This window comes from Pseudomonas sp. GD03875, assembly GCF_029840585.1.
GTDB classification, from domain to species: domain Bacteria; phylum Pseudomonadota; class Gammaproteobacteria; order Pseudomonadales; family Pseudomonadaceae; genus Aquipseudomonas; species Aquipseudomonas paralcaligenes.
The window spans coordinates 99,792-126,232 of the sequence record NZ_JAOCCV010000003.1 but is presented as its reverse complement, the minus strand read 5'-3'; the positions used below and the strand labels follow the sequence as shown (position 1 = coordinate 126,232).

The following is a 26,441-nucleotide window of genomic DNA, read 5'->3' as shown; positions in this document are numbered from 1 at the left end:
AGTGGGCGGATTATAGGCACATTCCGGTGGCGATACTACGCCCCCGTGTTCATCCATTGGTCGTGTCGCGGTAGTCCGGGTGGGTTTCCCGGAGCGTCTGCAGGCGGGCCAGCGGGTCCTGCCGGTAGAAGGCCGCGAGCTGGGCATACACGGCGGGGAAGGCGTCGGTCAGCAGGTCGGGGGCGGTGAAGAAGTATTCGCTGGTCACGGCGAAGAATTCGGCCGGGTTTTCCGCGGCATAGGGGTCGATGGCGGTTTCGGCGTGGGGGTTGGCGTCGAGCGCCGCGTTCATGCTGTCGTAGGCGCTCTGCATGGCCTCGGCCCAGGCCTGGATGCGCATGTCGCGGTGCAGCGGCGGCAGGCCGTTGGCGCCGCCGTTGAGCATGTCCAACTTGTGCGACAGTTCGTGGATCACCAGGTTGTAGGCCTCCCATCCACCGCCGGCCTGCACGCCGGGCCAGGCGAGGATCACCGGGCCCTGTTGCCAGGCCTCGCCGCTGCGCTCGTCGTCCCATTCGTGCTCGACGCCGCTGGCATCCCGATGGCGCTGCGGGCTGACGAAGTCGTCGGGGTACAGGATGATCTCGTGGAAGCCCTGATACCAGTCCAGGTCCGCCAGGTGCAGCAGGGGCAGTTCGGCCTGGGCGGCGAGGGCGAGGCGGTCGACTTCGTCCAGTTCGACGCCGGGCATGGCGGTCACGCGCTTGTGGTGGAGAAACAGCACGGCCCGCTGGAACAGGCGTTTTTCCTCGTCATCGCCCAGCCCGTCGAGGATCGGCAGGCGCTCCCGTACCTCCCGCCAGTGCAGGGTGGTGAACGGCGAACGGGAGAGAATGCGCTGGCGGCGCCAGGCACGGAACGACCACATGGAGTGTCTCGATGGGGCATGGCGGGCGGGGCCCGCCGTCGATCAGTCGCCCAGTTCCAGGATGTAGTTCTTGAACTTGGTGTCTTCGCGGAAGCCGATGGACTCGTAGACCTTCTGCGCCACCTCGTTGTCCACGCTGGTGGCCACGCGCATGCGCACGGCGTTGGTTTCCTTGGCCATCTGCTTGGCGGTCTGCAGCAGGCGGTCGGCGACCAGCATGCGGCGGGCGTCCTCGGCGACGAAGATGTCGTTGAGTATCCACACGCGCTTGAGCGACAGCGACGAATAGCTGGGGAAAAGCTGGCAGTAGCCGAGCAGCTTGTCCTCATCGTCGGCCAGCGCCAGGTAGATCACCGACTCCTTGCGCTTGAGGCGGGTCTCGAGGAATTTGCGTGAGGAGTCGGGAAATGGCAGCTCGCCATAGAACTCACGGTACTTGATGAACAGCGGGGTCAGCAGGTCCAGGTGTTCCAGGGTGGCTTGGACAATGCGCATGGCGGGCCTCGGCGTCTTGGGAGTGGGATGGCGATGCGGGTGTTGTGCCAGTGGGTCGGGTCGATGCTGCCGAAAGCGGATGGAAAGCGCAATCCAAGCAAGCGTTTGATTGTGTCCGAGGCCGTGGCGAACGCTTCTCGCGGCCTGCCCGGCGGCACGCCCTGTGCTACCCTGCGCCCAGTTCTGCCGGGGCTTCCCGGTTCTTTTCGAGGTCATCGATGCACATCCACATTCTCGGTATCTGCGGCACCTTCATGGGCTCCCTGGCGGTGCTGGCCAAGGAGCTGGGGCACCGGGTCACCGGTTCCGACGCCAGCGTCTACCCGCCCATGAGCACCCAGCTCGAAGCCCAGGGCATCGAGCTGATGCAGGGCTACCTGCCCGAGCACCTGCAGCCGGCCCCCGACCTGGTGGTGATCGGCAACGCCCTGTCGCGCGGCAATCCGGCGATCGAGCATGTGCTCAACCAGGGCCTGCCCTATGTCTCCGGCCCGCAGTGGCTGGCCGACCACGTGCTGCAGGGCCGCTGGGTGCTGGGCGTGGCCGGCACCCACGGCAAGACCACCACCACCAGTATGCTGGCCTGGGTGCTGGAGCACGCCGGCATGAGCCCGGGCTTTTTGATCGGCGGCGTGCCGCAGAATTTCGGCATCTCGGCGCGGCTGGGCGGCACGCCGTTCTTCGTGGTCGAGGCCGACGAGTACGACAGCGCCTTCTTCGACAAGCGCAGCAAGTTCGTCCACTACCGCCCGCGCACGGCGATCCTGAACAACCTGGAATTCGACCACGCCGACATCTTCCCGGACCTGGCCGCCATTGAGCGGCAGTTCCACCACCTGGTGCGTACCGTGCCGGGCGAGGGCCTGATCATCCACCCGCAGGCCGAAGAGGCCCTGGCCCGCGTGATCGAGATGGGCTGCTGGACCCCGGTACAGACCACCGGCGCGGGCGGCCAGTGGCAGGCGCGCCTGCTCAGCGAGGACGGCTCGCACTTCGAGGTGCTGTTCGACGGCAAGGTCGAGGGTACCGTGGCGTGGGAACTGACCGGCCAGCACAACGTGGCCAACGCCCTGGCCACCCTGGCCGCCGCCCGTCATGTCGGCGTGGTGCCGGAACTGGGCATCGTCGGCCTGTCGACCTTCAAGAGCGTCAAGCGGCGTATGGAGAAGGTCGCCGAGGTGAACGGCGTGACCGTCTACGACGACTTCGCTCACCACCCGACCGCCATCGCCACCACCCTGGACGGCCTGCGCAAGCGCGTCGGCGATGCGCCGGTGATCGCAGTGATCGAGCCGCGCTCCAACTCCATGAAGCTCGGCGCCCACCGCGACGGCCTGCCGGAGTCCGTGGCGCAGGCCGACCGGGTGTTCTGGTACGCGCCGCCGAACCTGGGCTGGGACCTGGCGGCCACCGTGGCCGGCTCCAGGGTGCCGACCCGGGTCTGCGAGTCGCTGGAGGCCATCATCGAAGGGGTGAAGGCCGTGGCCGTGCCCGGCACCCAGGTGGTGATCATGAGCAACGGCGGTTTCGGCGGCCTGCACGGCAAGCTGGCGCAAGCGTTGGCTGAATAGGAATTGACTCCCTCTCCCTTCGGGAGAGGGTTGGGGCGGCCCGCGTAGGGTGAGGGTGCAGTGGGCGGCTCGGAGTTGCCTGGAGGGCCCTCACCCCTGGCCCCTCTCCCAAGGGGAGAGGGGGAACAAACACTCCGAGGAATTTCCCATGAGCGGCCCTGAACGCGTCACCCTGGCCATGACCGGCGCCTCCGGCGCCCAGTACGGCCTGCGCCTGCTCGACTGCCTGGTGCAGGAGGACCGCGAGGTGCACTTCCTGATCTCCAAGGCGGCGCAACTGGTGATGGCCACCGAGACCGACGTGACCCTGCCCGCCAAGCCCCAGGCCATGCAGCAGTTCCTCAGCGAGTACACCGGCGCGGCGCCGGGGCAGATCCGCGTGTATGGCAAGGAGGACTGGATGGCGCCGCCGGCCTCCGGCTCCGGCGCGCCGAGCGCCATGGTGGTGGTGCCCTGCAGCACCGGTACCCTCTCGGCCATCGCCACCGGCGCCTGCAACAACCTGATCGAGCGCGCCGCCGACGTAGTGCTCAAGGAGCGCCGCCAGCTGATCCTGGTGCCTCGCGAGGCGCCGTACTCCAGCATCCACCTGGAGAACATGCTCAGGCTGTCCAACCTGGGCGTAACCATCCTGCCGGCGTCGCCCGGCTTCTATCACCAGCCGCAGACCCTGGACGACCTGATCGATTTCGTCGTGGCGCGCATCCTCAACTGCCTGGGCATTCCCCAGGACATGTTGCCGCGCTGGGGCGAGCATCACCTGATCAGCGGCGACGACTGAGCATGAAAGCTTCCTTATATGGCTGCCTGCTGGCCTGTGTGCTGCTGCCCGGCTGCGCCAGTGTGCGGACTTTGGATGCGGCCAAGCCCGGTGCGCCGATCATCTATTCCGGCACGCGCCTGGACTGGTACACGCTGCAAGGCGGCTGTTGCCCGGTGGACCGCTTCGGCGCCGAAGCGCCCCGTTTCGCCGCCCTCGACCTGCCGTTCGCCGCCTTGCTGGAGACCCTGTTGCTGCCGTTCTCCGTGGCCGCCGAGCTGGGTGTGGGCCTCGGCGTCAGCGGCGGCAACTGAATCAGGCGGCGCTCAGTCGAGCGCCTGGCAGACGTCTACCCACTCGCCGTCGACCAGTTCGGCCATCTGCCGTGGGCAGATGCGCACGGCGCTGTGCAGGGCGCCGGCGGCCGGCAGCACCTCGTCGAAGGCCTGCAGCGACAGGTCGCAGTAGACCGGCAGGTCGGTGGCCAGGCCGAAGGGGCAGACGCCGCCGACCGGGTGACTGGTCAGCGCCTCGACCGTCTGCGCATCGAGCATCTTGGCCTTGGCACCGAAGGCTTCCTTGAGTTTGCGGTTGTCCAGTCGCGCATCACCGCGGGCGACCACCAGCACGTTGCGTTCGCCGACGCGGAAGGCCAGGGTCTTGGCGATGCGCCCCGGCTCCACGCCGTGGGCCTCGGCGGCGAGGGCGACGGTGGCGGTGCTGGTCTCGAGTTCGATGATATCGATGTGGGGCGCCTTCTCGGCGAAGAAGCGGCGGACCGACTCCAGGCTCATGCGGGGTTTCCTTCCGGCAAAAGCACCATGCTTGTCGTTCGCACCGGGTCAGTCAACCCGCAGGCGGTCACTCGGCCCAGCCACGCCAGACCCAGGTCATCGGCCGTGGGCCCTGCAGGTAGCTGCTCTGCACTTCCCGGATGCGGAAGCCGCCGGCGGCGAGCAGGGCGGGGATGTCGCGGTTGAGGTGGCAGCCGCCGGCCAGCGGTTTCCACAGCGGTGTGATGCGGTCCTGCCAGAGGCGCACGCCGGCGTCCGGGGCGCGGCCGTGCTCGCTGAACAGGAACTTGCCGCCGGGCTTCAGCACCCGGCGCATTTCCTTCAGCGCGGCCAGCGGGTCGGGGATGGTGCACAGGGTGAAGGTGCAGACGATGCTGTCGAAGCTGGCCTCGGCGGCCTGAATCTGCCCCAGCTCCAGGGCGACCATCTCCAGCGGGATGCCGATGCCCTCGGCGCGCTGGAGGGCCAGGGGTTGCATCTGCGCGGCCGGGTCAACGCCGACGATGGCGCTGACCTTCTCCGCATCATAGAAGCCCAGGTTGAGGCCGGTACCGATGCCGATCTCCAGCACCCGGCCCTCAGCGAGCGGCACCACCTGGGAGCGGGTCTTCATCACCTGGCCCATACCGCAGGCGAAGTCGATCAGGCGCGGCAGTATCTTCTCGTCGTAGAACTTCATCAGCGGCCCAGCCGGCGCAGTTCGTCGGACTCCACCACCCGCACGCCCTCACCTTCCTCCAGGGCCAGGCGCCACAGCGCGCGGGCCAGCACGGCGGCCTCGATGCCGCGGTACTTGCCGGGAATCCAGCGCAGCAGCGGTGCCGCCAGGCGCTCGCCGAGGCGGAACTCGCGGCGTGGGCCGAGCAGCAGGGAGGGGCGGGCGATGGTCAGCTGCGGCCAGTCCATCGCCTTAAGCGCCGCTTCCGTCTCGCCCTTGACCCGGTTGTAGAACACCGACGAGCCCGGGTTGGCGCCCATCGCGCTGATCACCAGGAAGTGGCGCGCGCCCAGTTCGCGGGCGCGGCGGGCGAAGGCCAGTACCAGGTCGTGGTCCACCGAGCGGAAGGCCTCCTGGGAGCCGGCCTGCTTGATGGTGGTGCCCAGGCAGCAGAAGGCCGAGTCGATCGGGCCTTGGAGGCTCGGTAACAGCTCGGCTAGCGCGCCCACCGGGTTGTCCAGGTGCGGGTGCTCGGCCAGCGGAGCGCGGCTGGGCGCCAGCACGCGGCTGATCGTCGGCTCGCTGAGCAGGCGGTCGAGCAGGTGCTCGCCGGTGAGGCCGGTGGCGCCTGCAAGCAGGATGCGCTGTGGGGTCAGGTACATGCGTGGTCTCCGCTGATACGGCTCATCCTAGCAGGCTGTTGAAAAACTACCTGCGTTGCCATCGCTGCGTTAAAACAGGCCGGGACGCGGAGTCTCAAAATGCTCATTTACAGCTCGTAAATTGCGCTTTTTCGCCTGTTTTTGCCTTGCGCTGGCTGCCTCGCCTACGTTTTTCAACGGCCTGCTGGGCGAAGTGGTGGAAGTGGCGCGGCTCAAGGTGCCTTCGCCGCGGCCGTGAGCGCCTGTTGCGCCTGCTGCTGGCGCAGCCGCTTCCAGTGTTCGATGACTGGACGGGGCGCCCACAGCTGGGGCTCGGAGGCCTCGAATTCCTCGGCCTGCTCGCGCTCGGCGACCTTGGCCTTGGCCAGCTCGAAGGCACGCGTCAGGTCGTCGGTCTCGTTGAAGGCTTCGGCGAACAGGGCGCGGCCGAAGTAGGTGAAGTCGTTTTCCTCGGAGCAGCCGAAGGACACCCGGTCGGCGCGCGCGGCGGTCATCACCAGGGTCTTGTCGTCCTTCAGCGGCGGGATGAAGCCGCCGGAATAGCAGGCCGAGATCACCACCACCTTGTGCCGGTCCCCGAGCGGTTCGAGCAGGGCGGCCAGTTCCGCGGCCGGCAGGTCGGCCAGTTGCAGGCGCGGCTGGTCGATGCTCAGTGCGTGGTCGCGCGAGCCGTGGCTGGTCAGGTAGAGGAAGATCAGGTCTTCCGGGCCGCTGCGTTGGGCCAGTGCCTGCACGGCGCGGGTCAGGCTCTCGCGGGTGGCCAGCGGGCGGTCGGCCAGGTGGTCGCGGTGGTTGGTCAGGGTGACGTTGCCGCGCGCGCCGAAGCGTTCGCGCAGCAGCTTGCTGACGTAGTCCGCCTCGCGCAGGAACACGCTCTGCTTGCCGTCGCCGGCCAGGGTCAGGCTGTACAGCTCGACCGCCGGGGTGGAGGCGGGCAGGGCGTCCAGCGCCTGTTGCAGCAACTGGCCCTGTTGCAGGAGGCCGAGTTCGAGCGGATCGGGGCTCGCCGATCCATCCTCCTGGCGCAGCAGCCGGCCATCGTTCCAGGTGCCCTGCAGGCGGCTGCCGTCGAGCGCGACGAGGGTGCCTTCGCCGCCATACTCGCCGTTGACGAAGCGCCCCTCGTAGACGCTGCCGTCGGCCAGGCTCAGCCGGCCCTGGCCATGGAAGCGCCAGTAGCGGAACTCGCCTTCGTAGTGACGGCCGTCGGCGCCGCGGAATTCGCCCTTGCCGTTCAGCGCACCGTTCTCGAAGCGGCCGCTCCAGACTTCGCCGTCGCCGTTCTGGTAGCGGCCCTTGCCGTGGAACAGGTCGTTGCGGAAGTGGCCGGTGTAGCGCTTCTCGTCTTCGCCCTGGAAGCTGCCTTCCCCTTCCAGCAGGCCTTTCTTGAAGGTGCCGCTGTACTGGCCTTCCGAGGTGCTGCGCACGCCCTCGCCTTCCGCCTCGCCGCGCACGAAGCGCCCCTGGTGGCTGCCGTCCGGCCATTCCAGGGTGCCGAGGCCGTGGTAGCGGTCGTCGCGGAACTCGCCCCGGTAGCTCACGGCGCCCTGCTGCAGGTGGCCCTCGCCGTGCAGGCGGCCCTGCTTGAAACCGCCCTGGTAGCGGCTGCCGTCGCCGTAGACCAGTTCGCCCTGGCCCTCGAACAGGCCGAGGTGGAAGCCGCCCTTGTAGCTCTCGCCGCTGGCGCCGTGCCACTCGCCGGGGCCTTCGAACAGCCCGTCCTTGAAGCGGCCGGTGTAGTAGACGCCGTTGGCGTAGTCGAGGCGGCCCTCGCCCTGCAGCAGCCCGTCCACCACCTCGCCGCGGTAGCGGGCGCCGTCCGGCAGTACGGCGTCCGGCGGCAGCAGCGGTTCGCCGTCGCCACAGGCGGCGAGCAGCAGAGCGAGGGTGAGAGGGGCTAGGCGGCGGGGCATGGCGGACATCCTGGTCGGTTCATGCCGCGAGTATGCCAGCGCCGAATGCAAACGGGGCGCCCGAGCGCCCCGTTTCGTGCGGTGCGTGCCGCTTCAGACGAAGCAGAGCGATAGCGATTCGGCGATGTAGGCGGGCTTCTCCTCGCCTTCGATCTCCAGGGTGGCCTCGACCTTGAACAGCCACTGGCCGGGGCGCTTCTCGGTGATGTCGAGCACCTTGGCGGCCAGGCGCACGCGGGAATTCACCTTGACCGGCTGGATGAAGCGCACGCTGTCCAGGCCGTAGTTGACGGCCATCTTCAGGCCTTCCGGGGCGAGCATGAGCTTTTCCATCAGCACCGGGATCAGCGACAGGCTGAGGAAGCCGTGGGCGATGGTGGTGCCGAACGGGGTGCGCTTGGCCTTCTCCGGATCGACGTGGATGAACTGGTGGTCGCCGGTGCACTCGGCGAACTGGTTGATGCGCTGCTGATCGATGGTCAGCCATTCGGAACGTCCGAGTTCCTTGCCTACATAGTCTTGCAGCTGAGCGACGGGAACGAGCGGCATAGATCCTCCTTGAGGATGCGAGGTCAGTTGTTGTTTTTGGTAACCCAAGCTGGTGGCTAGGACAGCATGGCGCGGCGGGACGGGTCAAGCCGAAAGTCGCGGTTTATGGCGCGCCCTTCGTCGTGTCTATAATGGCCGCCTTTCCCTAGCCGGAGGCTCATGCATGCTGCTCCGCGGCCTGACCTGGCTGGTGCTGTTCCAGTTGCTCGGCACCGCCCTCAACGTCCTGTTGCTGCCCATGCTGCCGGGCCCGATCATCGGCATGCTGCTGCTGTTCGTGTTCCTGCTGGTGCGCGGCGAGGTCGGCGAGCCCATGTCCGAGGCCGCCGCGGGCCTGCTGCGCTACCTGCCGCTGCTGCTGGTGCCGCCTGCGGTGGGCATGATGGTCTACGCCGAGCAGATCGCCGCCGACTTCTGGGCCCTGGCCGGCGCACTGGGCCTGTCGCTGCTGATTTCCCTGCTGTTCGCCGGCTGGCTGATGCAGAAGCTGATCGACCGCCAGGCGCGGCGCGGGGAGCGGCCATGAGCGCGGACTGGCACGGCGCGCTGCAGGCGGTGCTGCACCACCCGCTGTTCGGCGTCGGCATCACCCTGGCCGTCTACCAGCTGGCGCTGGCCGCCTACGAGCGCACCCGCTGGGTGTTCCTGCAGCCGGTGCTGGTGTCCATGGCGGTGCTGATCGGCATCCTGCTGGTCGCCGGCCTGACCTACGAGGAATACCGCGAGAGCACCTTCCTGCTCAGCGTGCTGCTCGGCCCGACCACCGTGGCCCTGGCGGTGCCGCTGTTCCTCAACCTCAGGCGCATCCGCCAGCTGTTCTGGCCGACCCTGATCACCCTGCTGGTGGCGGGGGCGTTCGCCACCGTGCTGGGTGTGGCGCTGGCCTGGGCCTTCGGCGCCGAGCGCATGATGCTGATGACCATGGCGCCAAAGTCGGTGACCTCGCCCATCGCCATGCTGGTGGCCGAGCAGATCGGCGGCGTGGCGGCGCTGGCCGCGGTGTTCGTGCTGATCACCGGGGTGCTCGGCGCCATGTGCGGCCCCGAGCTGCTGCGCCGCATCGGCGTCCATCACCCGGCCGCCCAGGGCCTGGCGCTCGGCATCACCGCCCACGCGGTGGGCACCGCGCGGGCGCTGCAGGAGGGCGAGGAGAGCGGCGCCTTCGCCGCCCTGGCCATGAGCCTGATGGGCATGCTGACGGCGGTGGCGCTGCCCCTCGTCGTCGCGGCCGTGGCCTGAGGCGACTGTCATGGACTATCCGCTGTTCCCCCTCGACACGGTGCTGTTCCCCGGCTGCGTGCTCGACCTGCAGATCTTCGAGGCGCGCTACCTGGACATGGTCAGTGCCTGCATGCGTCGTGGCGAAGGCTTCGGCGTGGTCGCCATCCTCGAAGGAAGGGAGGTCGGCGAGGCGGCTTCGCGCTTCTCGGCGCTGGGCTGCGAGGCGGTGATCCGCGACTTCCAGCAGCGCTCCAATGGCCTGCTCGGCATCCGGGTCGAGGGCGTTCGGCGACTGCGGGTGGGCGCGGTGTCGGTGCGCCCGGACCAGCTGACCCTGGCCGAGGTGGACTGGCTGGAGGAGTGCGGGGACGCGCCGCTGCTGGCCGAGCACGCCGACCTGGCGGCCCTGCTCGGCGCCCTGGCCGAACATCCGATGGTGGCGGCGCTGGGCATGGGCGGCGTGGTCGGCGGCCAGCAGGCCCTGGCCAACCAGCTCGCCTACCTGCTGCCGTTCTCCACCGAGCAGAAGCTGCAGGTGCTGGCGGAAGACCAACCGTTGCAGAGCCTGCAACTGATCCAGACGTTCCTCGACCGCCTGCAGGGCGAGATGACCGCTTAGGAACAACTACCGTGGGAGCGGCCTTGGCCGCGAAGCCCTCTGTGGATCATCGCGGCCAATCGGCATGCCGCCCAGCCGCTCCCACAAGCTCCTCTACCCTAGTAACGATACAGCTGCATCGCCGTCGGCAACGCCCAGGCGCTCGCCCCGCCGAGCAGGGCAACCGTGGCCGGCAGCACCAGCCACCACACCCGCGCGCCCAGCGGCCGCATCGGCTCGCGCCGCTGCAGCCAGGCCAGGCACGCCGCGCACACGCTGCCGGCGAGCAGCGAGCCGGCGAGGATATCGGTCGGCCAGTGCACGCCGAGGTAGACCCGCGACGCGGCGATGCTCAGCGCCGGCAGGCTGGCCAGCAGCAGCCAGGTCAGGCGCGTGCGCGCCGAGGCGCCGCGCCCGGCCAGCACGCCCAAGGCCAGGAAGAAGGCGAAGGCCGCCGAGCTGTGGCCACTCGGCAGGCTGAAGGTGTCCAGCGGCTGCTGCAGCACCTCGGGGCGGGCGCGGGCGAACAGTTGCTTGAGGCCGGTGGTGGCCAGCGCGGTGAACAGCGTGCAGCTGGCCAGGAACAGCGCCGCATGGATGCGCCGCGAGATCAGCAGCAGCACGGTGACCAGCACACCGGCGGCCACCTGGGTGCGGAAGTCGCCGATGCCGGTGATCAGCATGGCCAGGCTGTCGACGTGGTCGCTGCGGTGTTCCTGGACCAGCGCGATCAGCCCCTGGTCCAGTGCGTCGAGGTGGGGGATGCCGATCAGCAGGGCGAGCAGCAGCAGGGCGCAGCTGGCGGCCGCCACCGGCACGGTCCAGCGTTGTTCGCGCAGGCTGCTGAAGATCAGCACCACCAGCATCAGGCCGACCCCGCCGCCGATGATGCCCGCCGCGCTCCAGAAGCCTTCCGGCAGCGGCAGGCGGATCGCCGCGCCGGTCGCCCAGCCCGGCAGGATGTAGGCCACCGCCCAGCCGGCGGCCGCCAGCAGGCTGACCAGGGCGAAGCGGATGAGCGGCATGTCGAGCATGCCCGCCACCATCGGCAGCATGGGCCGCAGTGGGCCGATGTAGCGCCCCACCAGCAGGCTGACCACGCCGTAGCGCTGGAAGTAGGTCTCCGCGCCGCTCAGCCACTCGGGGTGGTCGCGCAGCACCGGCAGGCCGCGTATGCCCTGGTGGAAGCGGCGGCCGAGGCCATAGGAGATCGCGTCGCCGAGCAGGCCGCCGGCGTAGGCCAGCAACAGGGTCTCGCTCAGGCCCAGGGCGCCGCTGCCGGCCAGCACACCCAGGGTGAACAGCAGCACGGTGCCGGGAATCAGGATGCCGGCCACGGCCAGGCATTCGAGGCAGGCGGCCAGGAAGATGGCGAGGCCCAGCCATTCCGGGTTGGCTTCCAGCCAGTGCGACAGGGTCGCGAACCATTCGCTCATGGTTACAGCTCCTCGGGCTTCAGCAGAACGTAGTCGCGACCTTCGACCTGTCCTCGGCGCAATGGGTTGCGTGTGCAGTGCCGGGCATAGGCGGCGTCGACGAAGCGGTAGGGCAGATGCTCGTCGCGCCCGGCCGGAATGCCCAGGCGGGTGGTCTGGATGATCTGCACCGGGCGCTGGCCGACGTCCTCGACGAACAGTCGCTGCGGGTCGAAGCGCTGCGCGTCCCACTCCGGCACTTTCAGGCCGAGTGACTTGCACAGCAGGGTCTGGCCGGCGCACAGGCGCTCGGGGTGGCGGTGGTCGCCGGCGGCGGAAGGGTTGTTGGCCTGCATGCGCTGCAGGGCGTCCTCGGCGCAGCGCTCGTCGAGCCAGGGCAGGGCGGATTTGATCAGCACCGCGTTGCCCGGGCCGTGGGCGCTGAAGTTCAGCGAGTCGCCGCCGCGGGCGTAGTACATGTAGATGTGGCCGCCGTCCATGAACAGCGCGCGGCGCTTCTCGGTGTAGCCGAGCGAGGCGTGGCTGCCCTTCTCGGCCAGGTAGTAGGCCTCGGTCTCGATGATCCGCGCGGCCAGCCAGTGGCCGCGATGGCGGTGGCGGATGACCTTGCCCAGCAGCGCGCGGGCGAGCAGCTGGGCGTCGCGGTCGAAGAAGCTGTCGGGCAGCGCGGCGGCTGCGGGCCAGGGCAGGGCGGTCATCGCGGTTCCGGAGCGGGAAATCGCGCGATCTTAGCAATGAGCGGCGGTGCCGGCAGTGAATCTTGTTCCGCGATGTTGCATGGACGCACCCTCCGTCCACGGCAATCGGCTGTTGCAGCGGCTGCCCATCCCATACCTCGTCATCCCCGCGCAGGCGGGGACCCAAGGGCTGCCCATGGATTCCCGCCTGCGCGGGAACGACGGGATTCCTACCTGCGCTTGTCCGGCAGGACCTTCGCCCGATTGCCCGGACCATCCGCCCGGCAGTGCTGGGCGAGGCAGGGCATGCCCGCTATAATCAGCCACTTTTTCCAACTGCCAGACCTCCGCCGACCATGACCGAGTCCGTGCTCGACTACATGACCCGCCTGGGCCGCGCCGCGCGCGATGCCTCGCGGGTGCTCGCCCGTGCCAGCACCGCGCAGAAGAACAGCGCCCTGCAGGCCGCCGCCAACGCCCTCGACGCCGCCCGCGCCGAGCTTGCTGCCGCCAACGAGCAGGACCTGGCCGCCGCCCGCGCCAGCGGCCTGGAGCCGGCCATGGTCGACCGCCTGGCGCTGACGCCGAAGGTGATCGACAGCATGATCGAGGGCCTGCGCCAGGTCGCCACCCTGCCGGACCCGATCGGCGAGATCCGCGACATGCGCTACCTGCCCTCGGGCATCCAGGTCGGCCGGATGCGCGTGCCGCTGGGCGTGATCGGCATCATCTACGAGTCGCGGCCCAACGTGACCATCGATGCCGCCAGCCTGTGCCTGAAGTCCGGCAACGCCACCATCCTGCGCGGCGGCTCCGAGGCTATCCATTCCAACCAGGCTATCGCCCGCTGCATCCAGCTCGGCCTGGCCGAAGCCGGCCTGCCGGCCAGCGCCGTGCAGGTGGTGGAGACCACCGACCGCGCCGCCGTCGGCGCCCTGATCACCATGCCTGAGTTCGTCGACGTGATCGTGCCGCGCGGCGGCAAGGGCCTGATCGAGCGCATCAGCCGCGACGCCAAGGTGCCGGTGATCAAGCACCTGGACGGCGTCTGCCACGTCTATATCGACAGCGCCGCCGACCTCGACAAGGCCATCCGCGTCGCCGACAACGCCAAGACCCAGCGCTACTCGCCGTGCAACACCATGGAGACCCTGCTGGTCCACGCCGGCATCGCTGAGCGCGTGCTGCCGCCGCTGGCCGCCATCTACCGCGACAAGGGCGTGGAGCTGCGCGGCGACGCCGCGACCCGTGCGCTGCTCGGTGGCGACGTGCTGGAGGCGACCGAGGACGACTGGCGCGCCGAGTACAACGCGCCGATCCTGGCGATCCGCATCGTCGATTCGCTGGACGCGGCCATCGAGCACATCAACCGCTACGGCTCGCAGCACACCGACGCGATCATCACCGAGAACTTCAGCGATGCGCGGCGCTTCCTCACCGAGGTGGACTCCGCCTCGGTGATGGTCAACGCCTCGACCCGTTTCGCCGACGGCTTCGAGTACGGCCTGGGCGCGGAGATCGGCATCTCCACCGACAAGCTGCACGCCCGCGGCCCGGTCGGCCTGGAAGGCCTGACCAGCGAGAAGTACGTGGTGTTCGGCGACGGGCATATTCGTACCTGATGGGGCGCACCTGATGGCGCGTCGCCTCGGAATCCTGGGTGGCACCTTCAACCCGGTGCATATCGCCCACCTGCGCGGCGCGCTGGAAGTGGCCGAGCACATGGCGCTGGACGAGCTGCGGCTGATCCCCAGCGCCCGCCCGCCGCACCGCGAGGCACCCCAGGCCACGGCCGAGCAGCGCCTGGCCATGGTCGAGCTGGCGGTGGCCGGCGAGCCGGTGCTGCGGGTCGACGACCGCGAGCTGCGGCGCGACAAGCCGTCGTTCACCTACGACACCCTGGAGTCGGTGCGCGGCGAGTTGGCGGCGGACGACCAGCTGTTCCTCCTGCTGGGCTGGGATGCCTTCTGCGGGCTGCCGACCTGGCATCGCTGGCAGGAGCTGCTGAACCACTGCCACATCCTCGTGCTGCAGCGGCCGGATGCCGACAGCGAGCCGCCCGAGGCCCTGCGCGACCTGCTCGCCGCGCGCAGCGTGACCGACCCGCACAGCCTCTCGGGGCCGGGCGGACAGATCAGTTTCATCTGGCAGACGTCGCTCGCGGTGTCCGCCACCCTGATTCGCCAGTTGCTGGCGCAGGGGCGTTCGGTGCGTTTTCTGGTGCCCGACGCCGTGCTGGCCTATATCCATACGCACGATCTGTACCGTGCGAAAACCGATTCATGAGGTAACGATGCAAAACGAAGAACTGGTCAAGGTCGCCGTCGCGGCCCTGGAAGACCTGAAAGGTCAGGACATCACCACCATCGATGTGCGCGGCAAGACCAGCGTCACCGATTTCATGGTGATCGCCAGCGGCACCTCCAGCCGTCACGTCAAGTCGATGGCCAACGAAGTGCTGGACAAGGTCAAGGAGCAGGGCGTGCGCCCGATCGGCAACGAGGGTCTGGACGGTGGCGAGTGGGCCCTGCTCGACCTGGGCGACGTGGTGGTCCACGTGATGCAGGTCGCTACCCGCCAGTTCTACGACCTGGAGCGCCTGTGGCAGGGCGCCGAGCAGAGCCGCGCGCAGCACCAGGACCCGGCCGAGTAGTGCGTATCAGGCTGATCGCCGTCGGCTCGCGCATGCCGCGCTGGGTGGAGGAGGGCTGGCAGGAGTACGTCAAGCGCCTGCCGTCCGAGCTGCCGCTGGAGCTGGTGGAGATTCCGCTGACCACCCGGGGCAAGAACGCCGACGTCGCCCGCCTGATCCGCCAGGAAGGCGAGGCCATGCTGGGCAAGGTCCAGCCCGGCGAACGCATCGTCACCCTGGAGGTCACAGGCAAGCCCTGGAGCACCGAGCAACTGGCCGTCGAGCTGGACCGCTGGCGCCTGGACGCGCGCACCGTCAACCTGATGGTCGGCGGCCCCGAGGGGCTGGCGCCCGAGGTGTGTGCGCGCAGCGAGCAGCGCTGGTCGCTGTCGCCGCTGACCCTGCCGCACCCGCTGGTGCGCATCCTGGTCGGCGAGCAGATCTACCGTGCCTGGACCGTGTTGTCCGGGCATCCGTACCACAAATAAGCAGTCGCCATGCCGCAACCGATCCGCCTGAAGGACCACGAGAAGGACGCCCGCCTGGTGCGTCGTCGCGTCGTCGTCGGCGGCATCACCGTGCTGTTGCTGACCTGCGTGCTGATCGCCCGCATGTACTACCTGCAGGTGATCCAGTACGAGCACCACTCGACCCTGGCCGAGAACAACCGCATCCACGTGCAGCCGATCCCGCCGACCCGCGGCCTGATCTTCGACCGCAACGGAGTGATCATCGCCGACAACCGGCCCAGCTTCAGCCTGACCGTGACCCGCGAGCGCGCCGGCGACTGGCACCAGGTGCTGGACGTGATCGTCGAGGTGCTGCAGCTCACGCCCGACGACCGCGCCCTGTTCGAGAAGCGCATGCGCCAGGGACGGCGGCCGTTCGAGCCGGTGCCGGTGCTGTTCGAGCTGACCGAGGAGCAGATCGCCCGCATCGCGGTGAACCAGTTCCGCCTGCCCGGCGTGGACGTCAGCGCCCAGCTGGTGCGCCACTACCCGCAGAAGGGTCACTTCGCCCACTCGGTCGGCTACGTCGGGCGCATCAATGAGAAGGAACTCAAGGAACTCGACTCGGCCGACTACGCCGGTACCCACCACATCGGCAAGACCGGCGTCGAGCGCTTCTACGAAGACCTGCTGCACGGCGAGGTGGGCTACGAGGAAGTCGAGACCAATGCCCGGGGCCGTGTGCTGCGAGTGCTCAAGCGCACCGATCCGGCGCCCGGCATGGACCTGACCCTGACCCTCGACGTGAATCTGCAGGAGGCCGCCGAGGACGCGCTGGGCGGACGCCGCGGCGCCGTGGTGGCCATCGAGCCGGCCACCGGCGACGTGCTGGCCATGGTCAGCCAGCCCAGTTTCGACCCCAACCCCTTCGTCACCGGCATCGGCTTCCAGGCCTATGCCGACCTGCGCGACTCCATCGACCGGCCGCTGTACAACCGGGTGCTGCGCGGCCTGTACCCGCCGGGCTCGACCATCAAGCCGATGGTGGCGGTAGCCGGCCTGGACGCCGGCGTCGTCACCCCGCAGACCCGGGTCTACGACCCCGGTTTCTATCAACTGCCCGGCAACACCCACAAGTACCGCAACTGGAACCGCTCGGGCGACGGCTCGGTGAACCTGGAGTTCGCCATCATGCGGTCCAACGACACCTACTTCTACGACCTCGCCCACAAGATGGGCGTGGACCGCATGCACGAATACATGACGCGCTTCGGCCTCGGCCAGCGCGTGTCGCTGGACATGTTCGAGGAAGCCTCCGGGCTGATGCCGTCGCGCGAGTGGAAGCGGGCCCGCTACCGCCAGGCCTGGTACCCGGGCGAGACGCTGATCCTCGGCATCGGCCAGGGCTACATGCAGACCACGCCGCTGCAGCTGGCCCAGGCGGTGACCCTGATGGCGACCCGCGGCAAGTGGATACGCCCGCACCTGCTCAAGCAGGCCGACGGCATGTCCCCCCATGAGCTGATGGAGCAGGACCTGATGCCCCACGTGGCGACTCCGCCGGACATCCAGCTGCGCGACCCGAAGTTCTGGGACTACGGGCGCAACGGCATGGAAATGGTGATGCACGGTCCGCGCGGCACCGCGGCCAAGGTCGGCGCCACCTCGGTGTACCGCATCGCCGGCAAGAGCGGCACGGCCCAGGTGGTCGCCATCAAGCAGGGTGAGAAGTACGACCGCAGCAAGATCGCCGAGCGCCACCGCGACCACGCTCTGTTCGTCGCCTTCGCGCCGGCGGAGGATCCGAAGATCGCGGTGGCGGTGATGGTGGAGAACGGCGAGTCCGGCTCCGGTGTCGCGGCGCCGGTGGTCAAGCAGGTGATGGACGCCTGGCTGCTGGGCGAGGACGGCCAGCTCAAACCCGAGTTCCGCCCGCCGGCGCCCGCCGCCGCCCAGGAGGCCAGCGTACAGCGATGAAACGCCAGGATTTCGACCGCAACATCTCCGACCAGGACGTGTTCAAGCGCCGCGCCAGCCTGCTGCAGCGCCTGCACATCGACGGCTGGCTGCTGCTGATCCTGTTGGTGCTGTGCGCCGGCAGCCTGTTCGTCCTCTATTCGGCCAGCGGCAAGAACTGGGACCTGGTGATCAAGCAGGGCACCTCGTTCGGCATCGGCCTGGTGGCCGCCATCGTCATCGCCCAGTTCGAGCCGCGCTTCATGGCGCGCTGGGTGCCGCTGGCCTACCTGGCCGGCGTCGGCCTGCTCACGGCGGTGGAGGTGATGGGCCACACGGCCATGGGCGCCACCCGCTGGATCAACATCCCGGGGGTGATCCGCTTCCAGCCCTCGGAATTCATGAAGATCATCATGCCGGCGACCATCGCCTGGTACCTGGCCCGGCACAACCTGCCGCCCAAGCTCAAGCACATCGCCATCAGCCTGGTGCTGATCCTGATCCCCTTCGTGCTGATCCTGAAGCAGCCGGACTTGGGCACCGGCCTGCTGATCCTCGCCTCGGGCGCCTTCGTGCTGTTCATGGCCGGCCTGCAGTGGCGCTGGATCATCGGCGCGGCGGCGGCGGTGGCGCCCATCGCGGTGGGCATGTGGTTCTTCGTCCTGCGCGAGTACCAGAAGCAGCGGGTGCTGACCTTCCTCGACCCGGAAAGCGACCCGCTGGGCACCGGCTGGAACATCATCCAGTCCAAGGCGGCCATCGGTTCCGGCGGCGTGTTCGGCAAGGGCTGGCTGCTCGGCACCCAGTCGCACCTGGATTTTTTGCCGGAAAGCCACACGGACTTTATCATTGCCGTGCTGAGCGAGGAGTTCGGCATGGTCGGAGTGTGTATCCTGCTGCTGGTCTACCTGCTGCTGATCGCCCGCGGACTGGTGATCACGGCCCAGGCGCAGACGCTGTTCGGCAAGTTGCTGGCCGGCAGCATGACCATGACGTTCTTCGTCTACGTATTCGTTAACATCGGCATGGTGAGCGGTCTGTTGCCGGTGGTGGGGGTGCCCCTGCCCTTTATTAGCTACGGCGGAACCCATCTGGTGACGCTGTTGTCCGGGTTTGGGGTTTTGATGGCGATCCAGACGCACCGCAAGTGGATCGCCCAGTCATGACAAGAGTGCAGAATTTGAATCAAGCAATGCGTAGCTGGGGAGTCGCCGCGATGGTGATGCTCGGCCTGGCCGGCCAGGTCCAAGCCGCCGGGGAATACCAGGGCTCGCCCAGGGTCGCCGAGTTCATCGGCGAGATGACCCGCGACTATGGCTTCGCTGGCGAGCAGCTGACCGCGCTGTTCGACCAGGTGGAGCGCAAGCAGGCGATCCTCGATGCCATCTCCCGCCCGGCCGAGAAGGTCAAGCCGTGGAAGGAATACCGGCCGATCTTCATCACCGAAGCGCGCATCAGCAAGGGCGTGGACTTCTGGAACAAGCACGCCGAGGCTCTGGCCCGGGCCGAGCAGGAGTACGGGGTGCCGGCCGAGGTGATCGTCTCGATCATCGGCGTGGAGACCTTCTACGGCGGCAACACCGGTAGCTGGCGGGTGCTCGATGCGCTCTCCACCCTGTGCTTCGACTATCCGCCGCGCGCCGAATTCTTCTGCCAGCAGCTGCGCGAGTTCCTCATCCTGACCCGCGAGCAGCAGGTCGACCCGCTGACCCTGAAAGGCTCCTACGCCGGGGCCATGGGGCTGCCGCAGTTCATGCCGAGCAGCTTCCGCGCCTACGCCGTGGACTTCGACGGCGATGGCCACATCGACATCTGGGCCAATCCGGTCGATGCCATCGGCAGCGTCGCCAGCTACTTCAAGCGCCACGGCTGGGTCAGCGGCGGACCGGTGGTCAGCCGCGCCCAGGTCAAGGGCGAGCAGGCCGACAGCGGCCTGACCCAGGGCCTCGACCCGGTGAAGAACGTCGGCGAGCTGCGTGCCCTGGGCTGGGTCAGCGCCGACGTGCTGCGCGACGACATCCCGGTCACTGCCTTCCGCTTCGACGGCGCCGAGGGCCAGGAGTACTGGATGGGCCTGCCCAACTTCTACGTGATCACCCGTTACAACCGCAGCGCCATGTACGCCATGGCCGTCCACCAACTGTCCGGCGAGCTGGTCGCCAAGCGGGGTCGTCCTTGAAGTCCGTCCTGCGCATCCTGACCGCCACGGGCCTCGGCCTGGCGCTGGTCAGCTGCTCCAACAACCGTGCCCCGCAACCCGTTGAGCCGGGCTCCCAGCCGATTTCCGGCCCCTCCGCCTACAACCGTCCGCACCGTGATGGCGCGCCCTGGTGGGATGTCGACGTGTCGCGCATCCCCGACGCGGTGCCGATGCCGCACTACGGCAACTACAAGGCCAACCCCTACACGGTGCTGGGCAAGACCTACTACCCGATCCAGGACGGGCGCCGCTACGCGGCCACCGGCACCGCCTCCTGGTACGGCACCAAGTTCCACGGCCAGGCCACCGCCAACGGCGAAGCCTACGACCTGTACGGCATGACCGCCGCGCACAAGACCCTGCCGCTGCCGAGCTACGTGCGGGTGACCAACCTGGACAACGGCCAGAGCGTGATCCTGCGGGTCAACGACCGCGGCCCGTTCTATTCCGATCGCATCATCGACCTGTCCTTCGCCGCGGCGAAGAAGCTCGGCTATGCCGAGAGCGGCACCGCGCGGGTCAAGGTAGAGGGCATCGACCCGCACGAATGGTGGGCGGCCCAGGGGCGCCCGGTGCCGATGGTGCTGGCCCAGCCGAAGATGGCTGCCCAGCCCGCGCCGGCGGCCCCGGTGGCGGTTGCCCAGGCCCAGCCGATCGAGCAGTACACGCCGCCGCCCGCGCAGCACGCGGCCGCCGTGCTGCCGGTGCAGATCGACGTAAAAAAAAACGCTTCGCCCGCAGCGTCTGGCCTGTATCTCCAAGTGGGCGCCTTCGCCAATCCGGACGCTGCGGAACTACTCAAGGCCAAGTTGAGCCAAACGGTGCCTGCCAAGGTGTTTATCAGCTCGGTGGTACGCAACCAGCAGATCTTGCACCGGGTGCGCATGGGGCCGGTCGAAACCCAGGCTGAGGCCCAGCAACTGCAGGACAGCGTGCGTCTGGCCAACCTCGGCGACCCGGCCCTGGTCAAGCCGGACTAGCAACTTCGTCCGTCGCCCCCGTGGCGGCGGTGAATGCAGGCGGATTCCGGTCCGCCTGTGCCATTGTTGAACAGCTATTCAGAGAGACGGATGAACATCTCCCGCTTTGCCCAACGCCTTGCCCTGCTTGCCACCCTGCTGATCGCCCCGCTCGCCGCCTCCGCCGACTCGGCGATTCCCTCGCCGCCGCAGCTGGCCGCCAAGTCCTACGTGCTGATGGACGCCGCCAGCGGCAAGGTGCTGGTGGAGAACAACGGCGACCAGCGCCTGCCGCCGGCCAGCCTGACCAAACTGATGACTGCCTACATCGCCACCCTGGAAATCCGCAAGGGCAAGATCGGTGAGCAGGACCTGGTCACCGTCAGCGAGCACGCCTGGCGCACCGGTGGCGCCGCGTCCGGCGGCTCCACCATGTTCCTGCCGCTGAACAGCCAGGTGACGGTGGACGACCTGCTGCACGGGATCATCATCCAGTCCGGCAACGACGCCAGCATCGCCATCGCCGAGTACATCGCCGGTAGCGAGGACGCCTTCGCCGACATGATGAACGCCGCCGCCGAGCGACTGGGCATGAAGAACTCCCACTTCATGAACGCCACCGGCCTGCCGCATCCGGAGCACTACTCCAGCGCCCACGACATGGCCATCCTGGCGCGCGCCATCATCCATGAGGACCAGGCCCACTACGCGATCTACTCGCAGAAGGAATTCCTCTGGAACAACATCAAGCAGGGCAACCGCAACCTGCTGCTGTGGCGCGACAGCACCGTCGACGGCCTGAAGACCGGCCACACCCAGGAAGCCGGCTACTGCCTAGTGGCGTCCGCCGTGCGCGACGGCGCCCGGATGATCACCTCGGTGTTCGGCACCGACAGCGAGAAGGTCCGCGCCGCCGAGACCCAGAAGCTGCTGACCTACGGCTTCCGTTTCTTCGAGACCCAGACCTTCTACAAGAAGGGCCAGGAAGTCGCCCAGGCCCAGGTGTGGAAGGGCACCACCCGCCAGGTCAAGGCCGGCCTGGCCGAGGACCTCAGCCTGACCCTGCCCAAGGGCCAGGCCAAGCAGCTCAAGGCCACCATGGCGCTGGAGCCGCAGCTGGAAGCGCCGCTCAAGCCGGGCGATGTGGTCGGCAAGGTTGAGGTCAAGCTGGGCGAGGAGCTGGTGCATACCGCCAACCTGATCGCCCTGGAGCCGGTGGAGGAGGGTGGCTTCTTCCGCCGCCTGTGGGATAGCATCCGCCTGTTCTTCTACGGACTGTTCAACTAAAGAGTCGCCTGGCGGCCTTGAAACACCGCCGTTTGGGTCCCAGATCAGGGATCTGAATCGACAGACTCACAAGGACGCCCCGGAATCGGGGCGTTCGCATTTCACGGGTGGCAAACCCGGAGCGACCGCGATGACAGATACCGAAGTACAAGCCCCGAAAATCGAATTCCCCTGCGAGCGCTACCCGATCAAGGTGATCGGCGAGGCCGGCGAAGACTTCGCCGACCTGGTGGCCGAAGTGATCCGGCGCCACGCGCCGGGCTTCGACGTCGACACCCTGGTGGTGCGCGACAGCCGCAATGGCCGCTTCCTCTCCGTGCAGGTGCTGATCACCGCCACCGGCATCGAGCAGCTGCAGGCGATCCACGGCGATCTGAAAGCCACCGGCCGCGTGCACATGGTGCTCTAGTGGCGGAGCTCGTGGTGCGGCACCTGGGCTTGGTGGAATACCTGCCGACCCTGGAAGCCATGCGCAGCTTCACCGCCGAGCGCGACGAGCGGACGGCCGACGAAATCTGGCTGCTGCAGCATCCCCGGGTCTTCACCCAGGGCCAGGCCGGCAAGCCGGAGCACCTGCTGGCGCCCGGCGACATACCGGTGGTCCAGGTCGAGCGCGGTGGCCAGGTCACCTACCATGGCCCCGGCCAGCTGGTGGCCTACCTGATGCTCGATCTGCGCCGCCAGAAGCTGGGAGTACGGGAGCTGGTCACCGCCATGGAGCGGGCACTGGTCGACGTGCTGGCCAGCTATGGCGTCGAGGCGGCGCCGAAGGCCGATGCCCCGGGAGTGTACGTCGGCGGCGACAAGATCGCCTCGCTGGGCCTGCGGGTGCGCAATGGCTGCTCGTTCCACGGCCTGGCGCTGAACGTCGACATGGATATGTCGCCGTTCCAGCGTATCAACCCGTGCGGTTATGCCGGCCTGAAGATGGTCCAGCTCAGGGAGCTGCTCGAAACCCCGCCCTCGCTCAGCGAGGTGGCACAGCGCCTGGAGAGCGCCTTGCGCGAGCGCCTGGGTTACGCCTGAAAGCCTTTCGAAGTATCACCACGCTAACAAGCCCGTCATACCGGCGAAGGCCGGTATCCAGCCGCCCGCTCCGAGTCGCCTGACGGTTTTCTGGGCCCCGGCCTGCGCCGGGGTGACGGGTTTGAGAGTAAGGGCTTAAGCCAGGCAAGACGCGCCGCCAGAGAGCGGCGCGTCAGTGCAGGTTGAGCGCCGGAATCAGGCTGCTGTCCTGCTGCTGGCCGGGCACCGGGGCGGGGGCGGCCAGGCCCAGGTTGTTCTTCTCGAACACCCGGTCGGCACGGTAGCTGGAGCGCACCAGCGGGCCGGCGGCGACCTCCATGAAGCCTTTTTCCAGGCCGATGTCGCGGAAGCGGTTGAATTCCTCGGGGCTGACCCAGCGCTTGACCGGCAGGTGGTTGCGGGTGGGCTGCAGGTACTGGCCGAGGGTGAGGATGTCCACGCCGATGGCGCGCAGGTCGTCCATGGTCTGCAGGATTTCCTCGTCGGTCTCGCCCAGGCCCAGCATCAGGCTGGTCTTGGTGATGACCGAGGGGCGATGGCGCTTGGCGTGCTCCAGCACCTTGAGGGTCTTCTCGTAGCCGGCGCGGGGGTCGCGTACCACGTGGGTCAGGCGCTTGACCGTCTCGACGTTCTGGGCGAAGACCTCCAGGCCGGAATCCACCACGCGGGCGATGGCCTCGTGGTCGCCGTCGAAGTCCGGCGTCAGGGCTTCCACTACCACCTGCGGCGTGTTGGCTTTGATCGCCTGGACGCAGGCAGCGTAGTGAGCGGCGCCGCCATCGGGCAGATCGTCGCGGTCCACCGAGGTCAGCACGATGTAGCGCAGGGCCATCAGCTCCACCGACTTGGCGGTGTTCTGCGGCTCTTCCAGGTCCAGCCAGCCGTTCGGGTTGCCGGTGTCGACCGCGCAGAAGCGGCAGGCGCGGGTGCAGACCGAGCCCATCAGCATGATGGTGGCGGTGCCGTTGGACCAGCATTCGCCCATGTTCGGGCAGTGGGATTCCTGGCAGACGGTGCTGAGGCGATGCTCGCCGACATTGCGCTTGACCGCATCGAAGCGGCTGCCGCTCGGCGCCTTGACCCGCAACCAGCTCGGCTTGGGCTCGACGATCTGGGGTTCGGCAGAAGCGCGGCGCTTCTGGCCATCCTTGATCGCGGTGATTCCCTGGGAATTGCGGAATTTTTCGCCGCTGGATACGGGCTTGGGCGAGGCGGTATCGGACATCGAACTCTCGGCTCCGGTAGGGGCTTCGGTGGTGGGGCTTGTGGCCGGGGTGAAGTCTACCATGGGATGGGCCTCCAGAGGCTGCCGGCAGGGGCGCGAGCTTCGCCTGTACGACCAGCCGCCAGGCCCGTGTGCCGGGGCTTTTCGTTGCTCCGCCGCCTCAGGTCTTGAGCTGGCTGGCGAACTGGCCGATGGCCTGGACCACCTGCTGTGCGCCATCCTGGATCTCGACGATCACCGCGCCAGCTTCGTTGGCGAGCTGCAGGCCCTGCTCGGCCTGCTGGCGGCTGCTGGCCATGCTCGACACGGCGGCCTGGGCCAGGGCCTGGTTCTTCTGCACCACGTCGACGATCTCCTCGGTCGCCTGGCTGGTGCGCCCGGCCAGCTGACGCACCTCGTCGGCCACCACCGCGAAGCCGCGGCCCTGGTCGCCGGCCCGGGCCGCCTCGATGGCGGCGTTGAGGGCCAGCAGGTTGGTCTGGTCGGCGATGCCGCGGATGGTCTGCATGATGGTGCTGATCAGCAGCGACTGGCGATCCAGCGCCTCGATGCCTTCGGCCGCCTCCTGCACCTTCTCGGCGATCTGGCGCATCACCTCCACCGTCTGCTGCACCACTGCGGCGCCCTTGCTGGCGCTCTCGTCGGTATGCCGGGAGATGCCGTAGGCGATGTTGGCCGCTTCGGCCACGGCCTGTTCCTGGTTGATCTGGTCGGTGATGACGGTGGCGAACTTGACCACCTTGTACAGGCGGTCGTGGGCGTCCAGCACCGGGTTGTAGGAGGCTTCCAGCCACACGGGGCGGCCGTGGCTGTCGACGCGCTTGAAGCGCCCGGCGACGTACTCGCCGCGGTTCAGCCGCGCCCAGAACTCGCGGTAGTCCTGGGAGCTGGATTCCTCCGGCTCGCAGAACATGCGGTGGTGCTTGCCGCGGATCTGCTCCAGGCGGTAGCCCATGCCATCGAGGAAGCGCTGGTTGGCGGTCAGCACTTCGCCGCCCAGGTTGAACTCGATGACCGCCGTGGAGCGCAGCAGCGCGTTGATCAGGCCCTCCCGCTCCTTCGCCGTCTCGATGGTGTCGGTCAGGTCGTTGGCACATAGGGTGAAGTACTGGAGCTGGCCCTTGCCGTCGTTGACCGGCTGCCAGATGGCTCGCAGCCAGGCCTCGCGCCCGTCGCCGCGGAGCAGGCGGAAGGCGCCGCTCCAGTGCTCGCGGTTGCGCAGGGCCGCCTGCAGGACGGGATGGTTGGGATGGCTGTGGAAGGTGGGCGGGATCAGCGTGTCGAGGGATTGGCCGACCAGTTGCTCGCGTCGATAATGCAGCGCCTGCAGGATATTGTCGTTGGCGTAGCGCACGCGTCCGCCCGGGTCCAGCTCCAGCACCAGCATTTCGCTGTACAGGGAGTCCTTGATCTGCCGGGTACTGGCGAGCTCGTCGCGCAGCTTGGCCAGCTCCTCTTTCAGACGCTGATTGAACATCGGTGATTCCCTTTGGGTTGAGGGGTACCACTGCTTCGGCTGGATTCAGCCATCCTTGAGCGTGCTCGTCGCTTGCAGATTAGCAGCCCGTCCGATAAACCATCTGGCTTTGCGAGCCCCGTATGAACCGTCTCGACCTGACCCTGGAATTGCCGGCCGACTATCGGCCCCACGACCTGCTGAACTTTCATCGCCGCGATGCCCAGGGCCTGGCCGAGCGGGTGACGGACGCCGGCCTGGACAAGGGCATTCTCTGGCAGGGCATCCCGGCCCGCCTTGCCCTGCGCTTCGCGGACGGCGAGGCGAGGGCGAGCCTGGAGGTGGATGGCGACGTGGCGTTAGAACCGCTGGCGCTGCGTACCCTGGCCGAGCACATGCTCGGCCTGACCCAGCCGGTGCAGGCGTTCGAGGTCGAGCATGGGGCGCACCCGCTGCTGGGCGCGTTGATCGCCGCGAACCGGGGGCTGCGCGTGCCGCAGTCGGCCTCGCCGTTCGAGGCCCTGAGCTGGGCCATCAGCGGCCAGCAGATCAGTCTGGCGGTGGCCATCTCTCTGCGTCGCAAGCTGATCCAGCTGGCCGGCCGGCGCCATTCCAGCGGGTTGTTCTGCTACCCGGACGCGGCGGCGGTGGCGGCGCTGGACGAGGATGACCTGGGCCAGGCCGGCTTCTCCCGGGCCAAGAGCGGGACGCTGCTGCTGCTCGCCCGCGAGGTGGTGGAAGGGCGGTTGCCCCTGGACGAATGGCTGCAGGACGAGCCGGCCGAGGCCATCGGCCAGCGGCTGCTGGCGCTCAAGGGCATCGGCCCGTGGACGGTGGACTACGCTCTGCTGCGCGGCTTCGCCCGGCTGGACGGCTCGCTGCACGGCGATGCGGCGGTGCGGCGCCAGCTGCAGCGCCTGCTGGGGGCGGAGGAGAAGCTCAACCAGCCGTTCGTACGCGACTGGCTGCTGCCCTTCGCGCCCTGGCGGGCGCTGGTGGCGGCCCATCTCTGGGCCATGCCGTAAGTTCTCGGAAGTCGCAAAGGCCCG

At 68.3% G+C, this 26,441-nt stretch carries 28 protein-coding genes and 1 pseudogene; 18 read left to right on the top strand and 11 right to left on the bottom strand.

Features of this window, described 5'->3' with window-relative positions:
- Positions 1–49 precede the first annotated feature (49 nt).
- Both N5D30_RS03560 and N5D30_RS03555 read right to left on the bottom strand, forming a co-directional pair.
- Positions 50–868, bottom strand: a complete 819-nt coding sequence (locus N5D30_RS03560) for a zinc-dependent peptidase (protein WP_279907682.1) — start codon at positions 866–868, stop codon at positions 50–52.
- 42 nt (positions 869–910) lie between these two features.
- Positions 911–1,363 (bottom strand): GNAT family N-acetyltransferase, encoded by a 453-nt coding sequence (locus tag N5D30_RS03555; protein ID WP_220811871.1) that lies wholly within the window; start codon positions 1,361–1,363, stop codon positions 911–913.
- Between the two features lie 218 nt (positions 1,364–1,581).
- On the opposite strand from N5D30_RS03555, the gene mpl reads away from it, so the two are divergent.
- From mpl to N5D30_RS03540, 3 genes are all read left to right on the top strand, one after another.
- Entirely contained in the window at positions 1,582–2,934 is a 1,353-nt protein-coding gene (gene mpl, locus N5D30_RS03550) for a UDP-N-acetylmuramate:L-alanyl-gamma-D-glutamyl-meso-diaminopimelate ligase (RefSeq protein WP_279907681.1), read from the top strand.
- Between the two features lie 148 nt (positions 2,935–3,082).
- Positions 3,083–3,715: a flavin prenyltransferase UbiX gene (ubiX, locus tag N5D30_RS03545; RefSeq protein ID WP_220811875.1), complete on the top strand. Its 633-nt coding sequence runs from the start codon at positions 3,083–3,085 to the stop codon at positions 3,713–3,715.
- 2 nt (positions 3,716–3,717) lie between these two features.
- Positions 3,718–4,008 (top strand): YceK/YidQ family lipoprotein, encoded by a 291-nt coding sequence (locus N5D30_RS03540; protein WP_279907680.1) that lies wholly within the window; start codon positions 3,718–3,720, stop codon positions 4,006–4,008.
- A 12-nt stretch (positions 4,009–4,020) separates the two neighbouring features.
- On the opposite strand, the gene N5D30_RS03535 is transcribed toward N5D30_RS03540, so the two are convergent.
- The 5 genes from N5D30_RS03535 to N5D30_RS03515 form a co-directional block, all read right to left on the bottom strand.
- Entirely contained in the window at positions 4,021–4,488 is a 468-nt protein-coding gene (locus tag N5D30_RS03535) for a YbaK/EbsC family protein (RefSeq protein ID WP_279902796.1), read from the bottom strand.
- Between the two features lie 67 nt (positions 4,489–4,555).
- Positions 4,556–5,167, bottom strand: coding sequence for a class I SAM-dependent methyltransferase (locus tag N5D30_RS03530; RefSeq protein WP_279907679.1), 612 nt, complete (start codon positions 5,165–5,167; stop codon positions 4,556–4,558).
- Positions 5,167–5,808 (bottom strand): oxidoreductase, encoded by a 642-nt coding sequence (locus tag N5D30_RS03525; RefSeq protein ID WP_279907678.1) that lies wholly within the window; start codon positions 5,806–5,808, stop codon positions 5,167–5,169. The genes N5D30_RS03530 and N5D30_RS03525 overlap by 1 nt, the downstream gene beginning before the upstream one ends.
- A 212-nt stretch (positions 5,809–6,020) precedes the next feature.
- Positions 6,021–7,730 (bottom strand): C13 family peptidase, encoded by a 1,710-nt coding sequence (locus N5D30_RS03520; RefSeq protein ID WP_279907677.1) that lies wholly within the window; start codon positions 7,728–7,730, stop codon positions 6,021–6,023.
- Between the two features lie 84 nt (positions 7,731–7,814).
- Complete coding sequence (locus N5D30_RS03515) at positions 7,815–8,270, bottom strand: MaoC family dehydratase (protein WP_220811886.1); 456 nt, start codon at positions 8,268–8,270, stop codon at positions 7,815–7,817.
- Positions 8,271–8,433: 163 nt separating this feature from the next.
- On the opposite strand from N5D30_RS03515, the gene N5D30_RS03510 reads away from it, so the two are divergent.
- Genes N5D30_RS03510 through N5D30_RS03500 form a run of 3 tightly spaced genes read left to right on the top strand, consistent with a single transcriptional unit; the run spans position 8,434 to position 10,110 of the window.
- Complete coding sequence (locus tag N5D30_RS03510; RefSeq protein WP_220811888.1) at positions 8,434–8,796, top strand: CidA/LrgA family protein; 363 nt, start codon at positions 8,434–8,436, stop codon at positions 8,794–8,796.
- Positions 8,793–9,509, top strand: a complete 717-nt coding sequence (locus tag N5D30_RS03505; protein ID WP_279907676.1) for an LrgB family protein — start codon at positions 8,793–8,795, stop codon at positions 9,507–9,509. Before N5D30_RS03510 ends, N5D30_RS03505 begins: the two co-directional genes overlap by 4 nt.
- Before the next feature lie 10 nt (positions 9,510–9,519).
- On the top strand, positions 9,520–10,110 hold the full coding sequence (locus N5D30_RS03500; RefSeq protein WP_279907675.1) for an LON peptidase substrate-binding domain-containing protein: 591 nt from the start codon (positions 9,520–9,522) through the stop codon (positions 10,108–10,110).
- A 98-nt stretch (positions 10,111–10,208) separates the two neighbouring features.
- On the opposite strand, the gene N5D30_RS03495 is transcribed toward N5D30_RS03500, so the two are convergent.
- Both N5D30_RS03495 and N5D30_RS03490 read right to left on the bottom strand, forming a co-directional pair.
- Entirely contained in the window at positions 10,209–11,525 is a 1,317-nt protein-coding gene (locus tag N5D30_RS03495) for a bifunctional DedA family/phosphatase PAP2 family protein (protein ID WP_279907674.1), read from the bottom strand.
- 2 nt (positions 11,526–11,527) lie between these two features.
- Positions 11,528–12,223 (bottom strand): DNA-3-methyladenine glycosylase, encoded by a 696-nt coding sequence (locus N5D30_RS03490; protein ID WP_279907673.1) that lies wholly within the window; start codon positions 12,221–12,223, stop codon positions 11,528–11,530.
- A gap of 335 nt (positions 12,224–12,558) precedes the next feature.
- Here N5D30_RS03490 and N5D30_RS03485 point away from each other — a divergent pair, with 335 nt between their 5' ends.
- From N5D30_RS03485 to lipB, 11 genes and pseudogenes are all read left to right on the top strand, one after another.
- A complete protein-coding gene (locus tag N5D30_RS03485; RefSeq protein ID WP_279907672.1) occupies positions 12,559–13,824 on the top strand; it encodes a glutamate-5-semialdehyde dehydrogenase in 1,266 nt (421 codons plus the stop codon).
- A gap of 13 nt (positions 13,825–13,837) precedes the next feature.
- The gene (nadD, locus tag N5D30_RS03480) at positions 13,838–14,488 is read left to right on the top strand and encodes a nicotinate-nucleotide adenylyltransferase (RefSeq protein WP_279907671.1); all 651 of its coding nucleotides are present in this window, start codon (positions 13,838–13,840) and stop codon (positions 14,486–14,488) included.
- Positions 14,489–14,495: 7 nt separating this feature from the next.
- The gene (gene rsfS / locus N5D30_RS03475; protein ID WP_192321419.1) at positions 14,496–14,855 is read left to right on the top strand and encodes a ribosome silencing factor; all 360 of its coding nucleotides are present in this window, start codon (positions 14,496–14,498) and stop codon (positions 14,853–14,855) included.
- Positions 14,855–15,322 (top strand): 23S rRNA (pseudouridine(1915)-N(3))-methyltransferase RlmH, encoded by a 468-nt coding sequence (rlmH, locus tag N5D30_RS03470; protein ID WP_279902782.1) that lies wholly within the window; start codon positions 14,855–14,857, stop codon positions 15,320–15,322. The genes rsfS and rlmH overlap by 1 nt, the downstream gene beginning before the upstream one ends.
- A gap of 9 nt (positions 15,323–15,331) precedes the next feature.
- Positions 15,332–17,260, top strand: coding sequence for a penicillin-binding protein 2 (gene mrdA, locus N5D30_RS03465; RefSeq protein WP_279907670.1), 1,929 nt, complete (start codon positions 15,332–15,334; stop codon positions 17,258–17,260).
- Positions 17,257–18,405, top strand: a complete 1,149-nt coding sequence (gene rodA / locus N5D30_RS03460; RefSeq protein ID WP_220811906.1) for a rod shape-determining protein RodA — start codon at positions 17,257–17,259, stop codon at positions 18,403–18,405. Before mrdA ends, rodA begins: the two co-directional genes overlap by 4 nt.
- Before the next feature lie 86 nt (positions 18,406–18,491).
- A pseudogene (gene mltB, locus N5D30_RS03455) lies at positions 18,492–19,418 on the top strand (lytic murein transglycosylase B); the annotation flags it as partial.
- Positions 19,415–20,419 (top strand): septal ring lytic transglycosylase RlpA family protein, encoded by a 1,005-nt coding sequence (locus tag N5D30_RS03450; RefSeq protein WP_279907668.1) that lies wholly within the window; start codon positions 19,415–19,417, stop codon positions 20,417–20,419. The pseudogene mltB and the gene N5D30_RS03450, both read left to right, overlap by 4 nt.
- Before the next feature lie 90 nt (positions 20,420–20,509).
- Entirely contained in the window at positions 20,510–21,685 is a 1,176-nt protein-coding gene (locus tag N5D30_RS03445) for a D-alanyl-D-alanine carboxypeptidase family protein (RefSeq protein WP_220811912.1), read from the top strand.
- Between the two features lie 130 nt (positions 21,686–21,815).
- Positions 21,816–22,094: a DUF493 domain-containing protein gene (locus N5D30_RS03440; protein ID WP_279907667.1), complete on the top strand. Its 279-nt coding sequence runs from the start codon at positions 21,816–21,818 to the stop codon at positions 22,092–22,094.
- Positions 22,094–22,711 (top strand): lipoyl(octanoyl) transferase LipB, encoded by a 618-nt coding sequence (gene lipB, locus N5D30_RS03435; RefSeq protein WP_279907666.1) that lies wholly within the window; start codon positions 22,094–22,096, stop codon positions 22,709–22,711. Before N5D30_RS03440 ends, lipB begins: the two co-directional genes overlap by 1 nt.
- A 172-nt stretch (positions 22,712–22,883) precedes the next feature.
- Here lipB and lipA read toward each other — a convergent pair whose 3' ends face one another.
- Both lipA and N5D30_RS03425 read right to left on the bottom strand, forming a co-directional pair.
- Complete coding sequence (gene lipA, locus N5D30_RS03430; RefSeq protein ID WP_279907665.1) at positions 22,884–23,936, bottom strand: lipoyl synthase; 1,053 nt, start codon at positions 23,934–23,936, stop codon at positions 22,884–22,886.
- A gap of 160 nt (positions 23,937–24,096) precedes the next feature.
- The gene (locus N5D30_RS03425) at positions 24,097–25,413 is read right to left on the bottom strand and encodes a PAS domain-containing methyl-accepting chemotaxis protein (RefSeq protein WP_279907664.1); all 1,317 of its coding nucleotides are present in this window, start codon (positions 25,411–25,413) and stop codon (positions 24,097–24,099) included.
- A 122-nt stretch (positions 25,414–25,535) separates the two neighbouring features.
- On the opposite strand from N5D30_RS03425, the gene N5D30_RS03420 reads away from it, so the two are divergent.
- The gene (locus tag N5D30_RS03420; protein ID WP_279907663.1) at positions 25,536–26,417 is read left to right on the top strand and encodes a 3-methyladenine DNA glycosylase 2; all 882 of its coding nucleotides are present in this window, start codon (positions 25,536–25,538) and stop codon (positions 26,415–26,417) included.
- Positions 26,418–26,441 lie beyond the last annotated feature (24 nt).

Coding starts and splice junctions, on each gene's coding strand:
- N5D30_RS03500 (WP_279907675.1), top strand. CDS start 9,520: ATGGACTATCCGCTGTTCCCCCTCGACACGGTGCTGTTCCCCGGCTGC.
- N5D30_RS03510 (WP_220811888.1), top strand. CDS start 8,434: ATGCTGCTCCGCGGCCTGACCTGGCTGGTGCTGTTCCAGTTGCTCGGC.
- N5D30_RS03540 (WP_279907680.1), top strand. CDS start 3,718: ATGAAAGCTTCCTTATATGGCTGCCTGCTGGCCTGTGTGCTGCTGCCC.
- N5D30_RS03505 (WP_279907676.1), top strand. CDS start 8,793: ATGAGCGCGGACTGGCACGGCGCGCTGCAGGCGGTGCTGCACCACCCG.
- N5D30_RS03535 (WP_279902796.1), bottom strand. CDS start 4,488: ATGAGCCTGGAGTCGGTCCGCCGCTTCTTCGCCGAGAAGGCGCCCCAC.
- rodA (WP_220811906.1), top strand. CDS start 17,257: ATGAAACGCCAGGATTTCGACCGCAACATCTCCGACCAGGACGTGTTC.
- N5D30_RS03515 (WP_220811886.1), bottom strand. CDS start 8,270: ATGCCGCTCGTTCCCGTCGCTCAGCTGCAAGACTATGTAGGCAAGGAA.
- mpl (WP_279907681.1), top strand. CDS start 1,582: ATGCACATCCACATTCTCGGTATCTGCGGCACCTTCATGGGCTCCCTG.
- N5D30_RS03495 (WP_279907674.1), bottom strand. CDS start 11,525: ATGAGCGAATGGTTCGCGACCCTGTCGCACTGGCTGGAAGCCAACCCG.
- N5D30_RS03555 (WP_220811871.1), bottom strand. CDS start 1,363: ATGCGCATTGTCCAAGCCACCCTGGAACACCTGGACCTGCTGACCCCG.
- N5D30_RS03420 (WP_279907663.1), top strand. CDS start 25,536: ATGAACCGTCTCGACCTGACCCTGGAATTGCCGGCCGACTATCGGCCC.
- nadD (WP_279907671.1), top strand. CDS start 13,838: ATGGCGCGTCGCCTCGGAATCCTGGGTGGCACCTTCAACCCGGTGCAT.
- N5D30_RS03560 (WP_279907682.1), bottom strand. CDS start 868: ATGTGGTCGTTCCGTGCCTGGCGCCGCCAGCGCATTCTCTCCCGTTCG.
- N5D30_RS03525 (WP_279907678.1), bottom strand. CDS start 5,808: ATGTACCTGACCCCACAGCGCATCCTGCTTGCAGGCGCCACCGGCCTC.
- mrdA (WP_279907670.1), top strand. CDS start 15,332: ATGCCGCAACCGATCCGCCTGAAGGACCACGAGAAGGACGCCCGCCTG.
- N5D30_RS03520 (WP_279907677.1), bottom strand. CDS start 7,730: ATGTCCGCCATGCCCCGCCGCCTAGCCCCTCTCACCCTCGCTCTGCTG.
- N5D30_RS03425 (WP_279907664.1), bottom strand. CDS start 25,413: ATGTTCAATCAGCGTCTGAAAGAGGAGCTGGCCAAGCTGCGCGACGAG.
- ubiX (WP_220811875.1), top strand. CDS start 3,083: ATGAGCGGCCCTGAACGCGTCACCCTGGCCATGACCGGCGCCTCCGGC.
- N5D30_RS03485 (WP_279907672.1), top strand. CDS start 12,559: ATGACCGAGTCCGTGCTCGACTACATGACCCGCCTGGGCCGCGCCGCG.
- N5D30_RS03445 (WP_220811912.1), top strand. CDS start 20,510: ATGAACATCTCCCGCTTTGCCCAACGCCTTGCCCTGCTTGCCACCCTG.
- rsfS (WP_192321419.1), top strand. CDS start 14,496: ATGCAAAACGAAGAACTGGTCAAGGTCGCCGTCGCGGCCCTGGAAGAC.
- N5D30_RS03440 (WP_279907667.1), top strand. CDS start 21,816: ATGACAGATACCGAAGTACAAGCCCCGAAAATCGAATTCCCCTGCGAG.
- N5D30_RS03530 (WP_279907679.1), bottom strand. CDS start 5,167: ATGAAGTTCTACGACGAGAAGATACTGCCGCGCCTGATCGACTTCGCC.
- N5D30_RS03490 (WP_279907673.1), bottom strand. CDS start 12,223: ATGACCGCCCTGCCCTGGCCCGCAGCCGCCGCGCTGCCCGACAGCTTC.
- lipA (WP_279907665.1), bottom strand. CDS start 23,936: ATGTCCGATACCGCCTCGCCCAAGCCCGTATCCAGCGGCGAAAAATTC.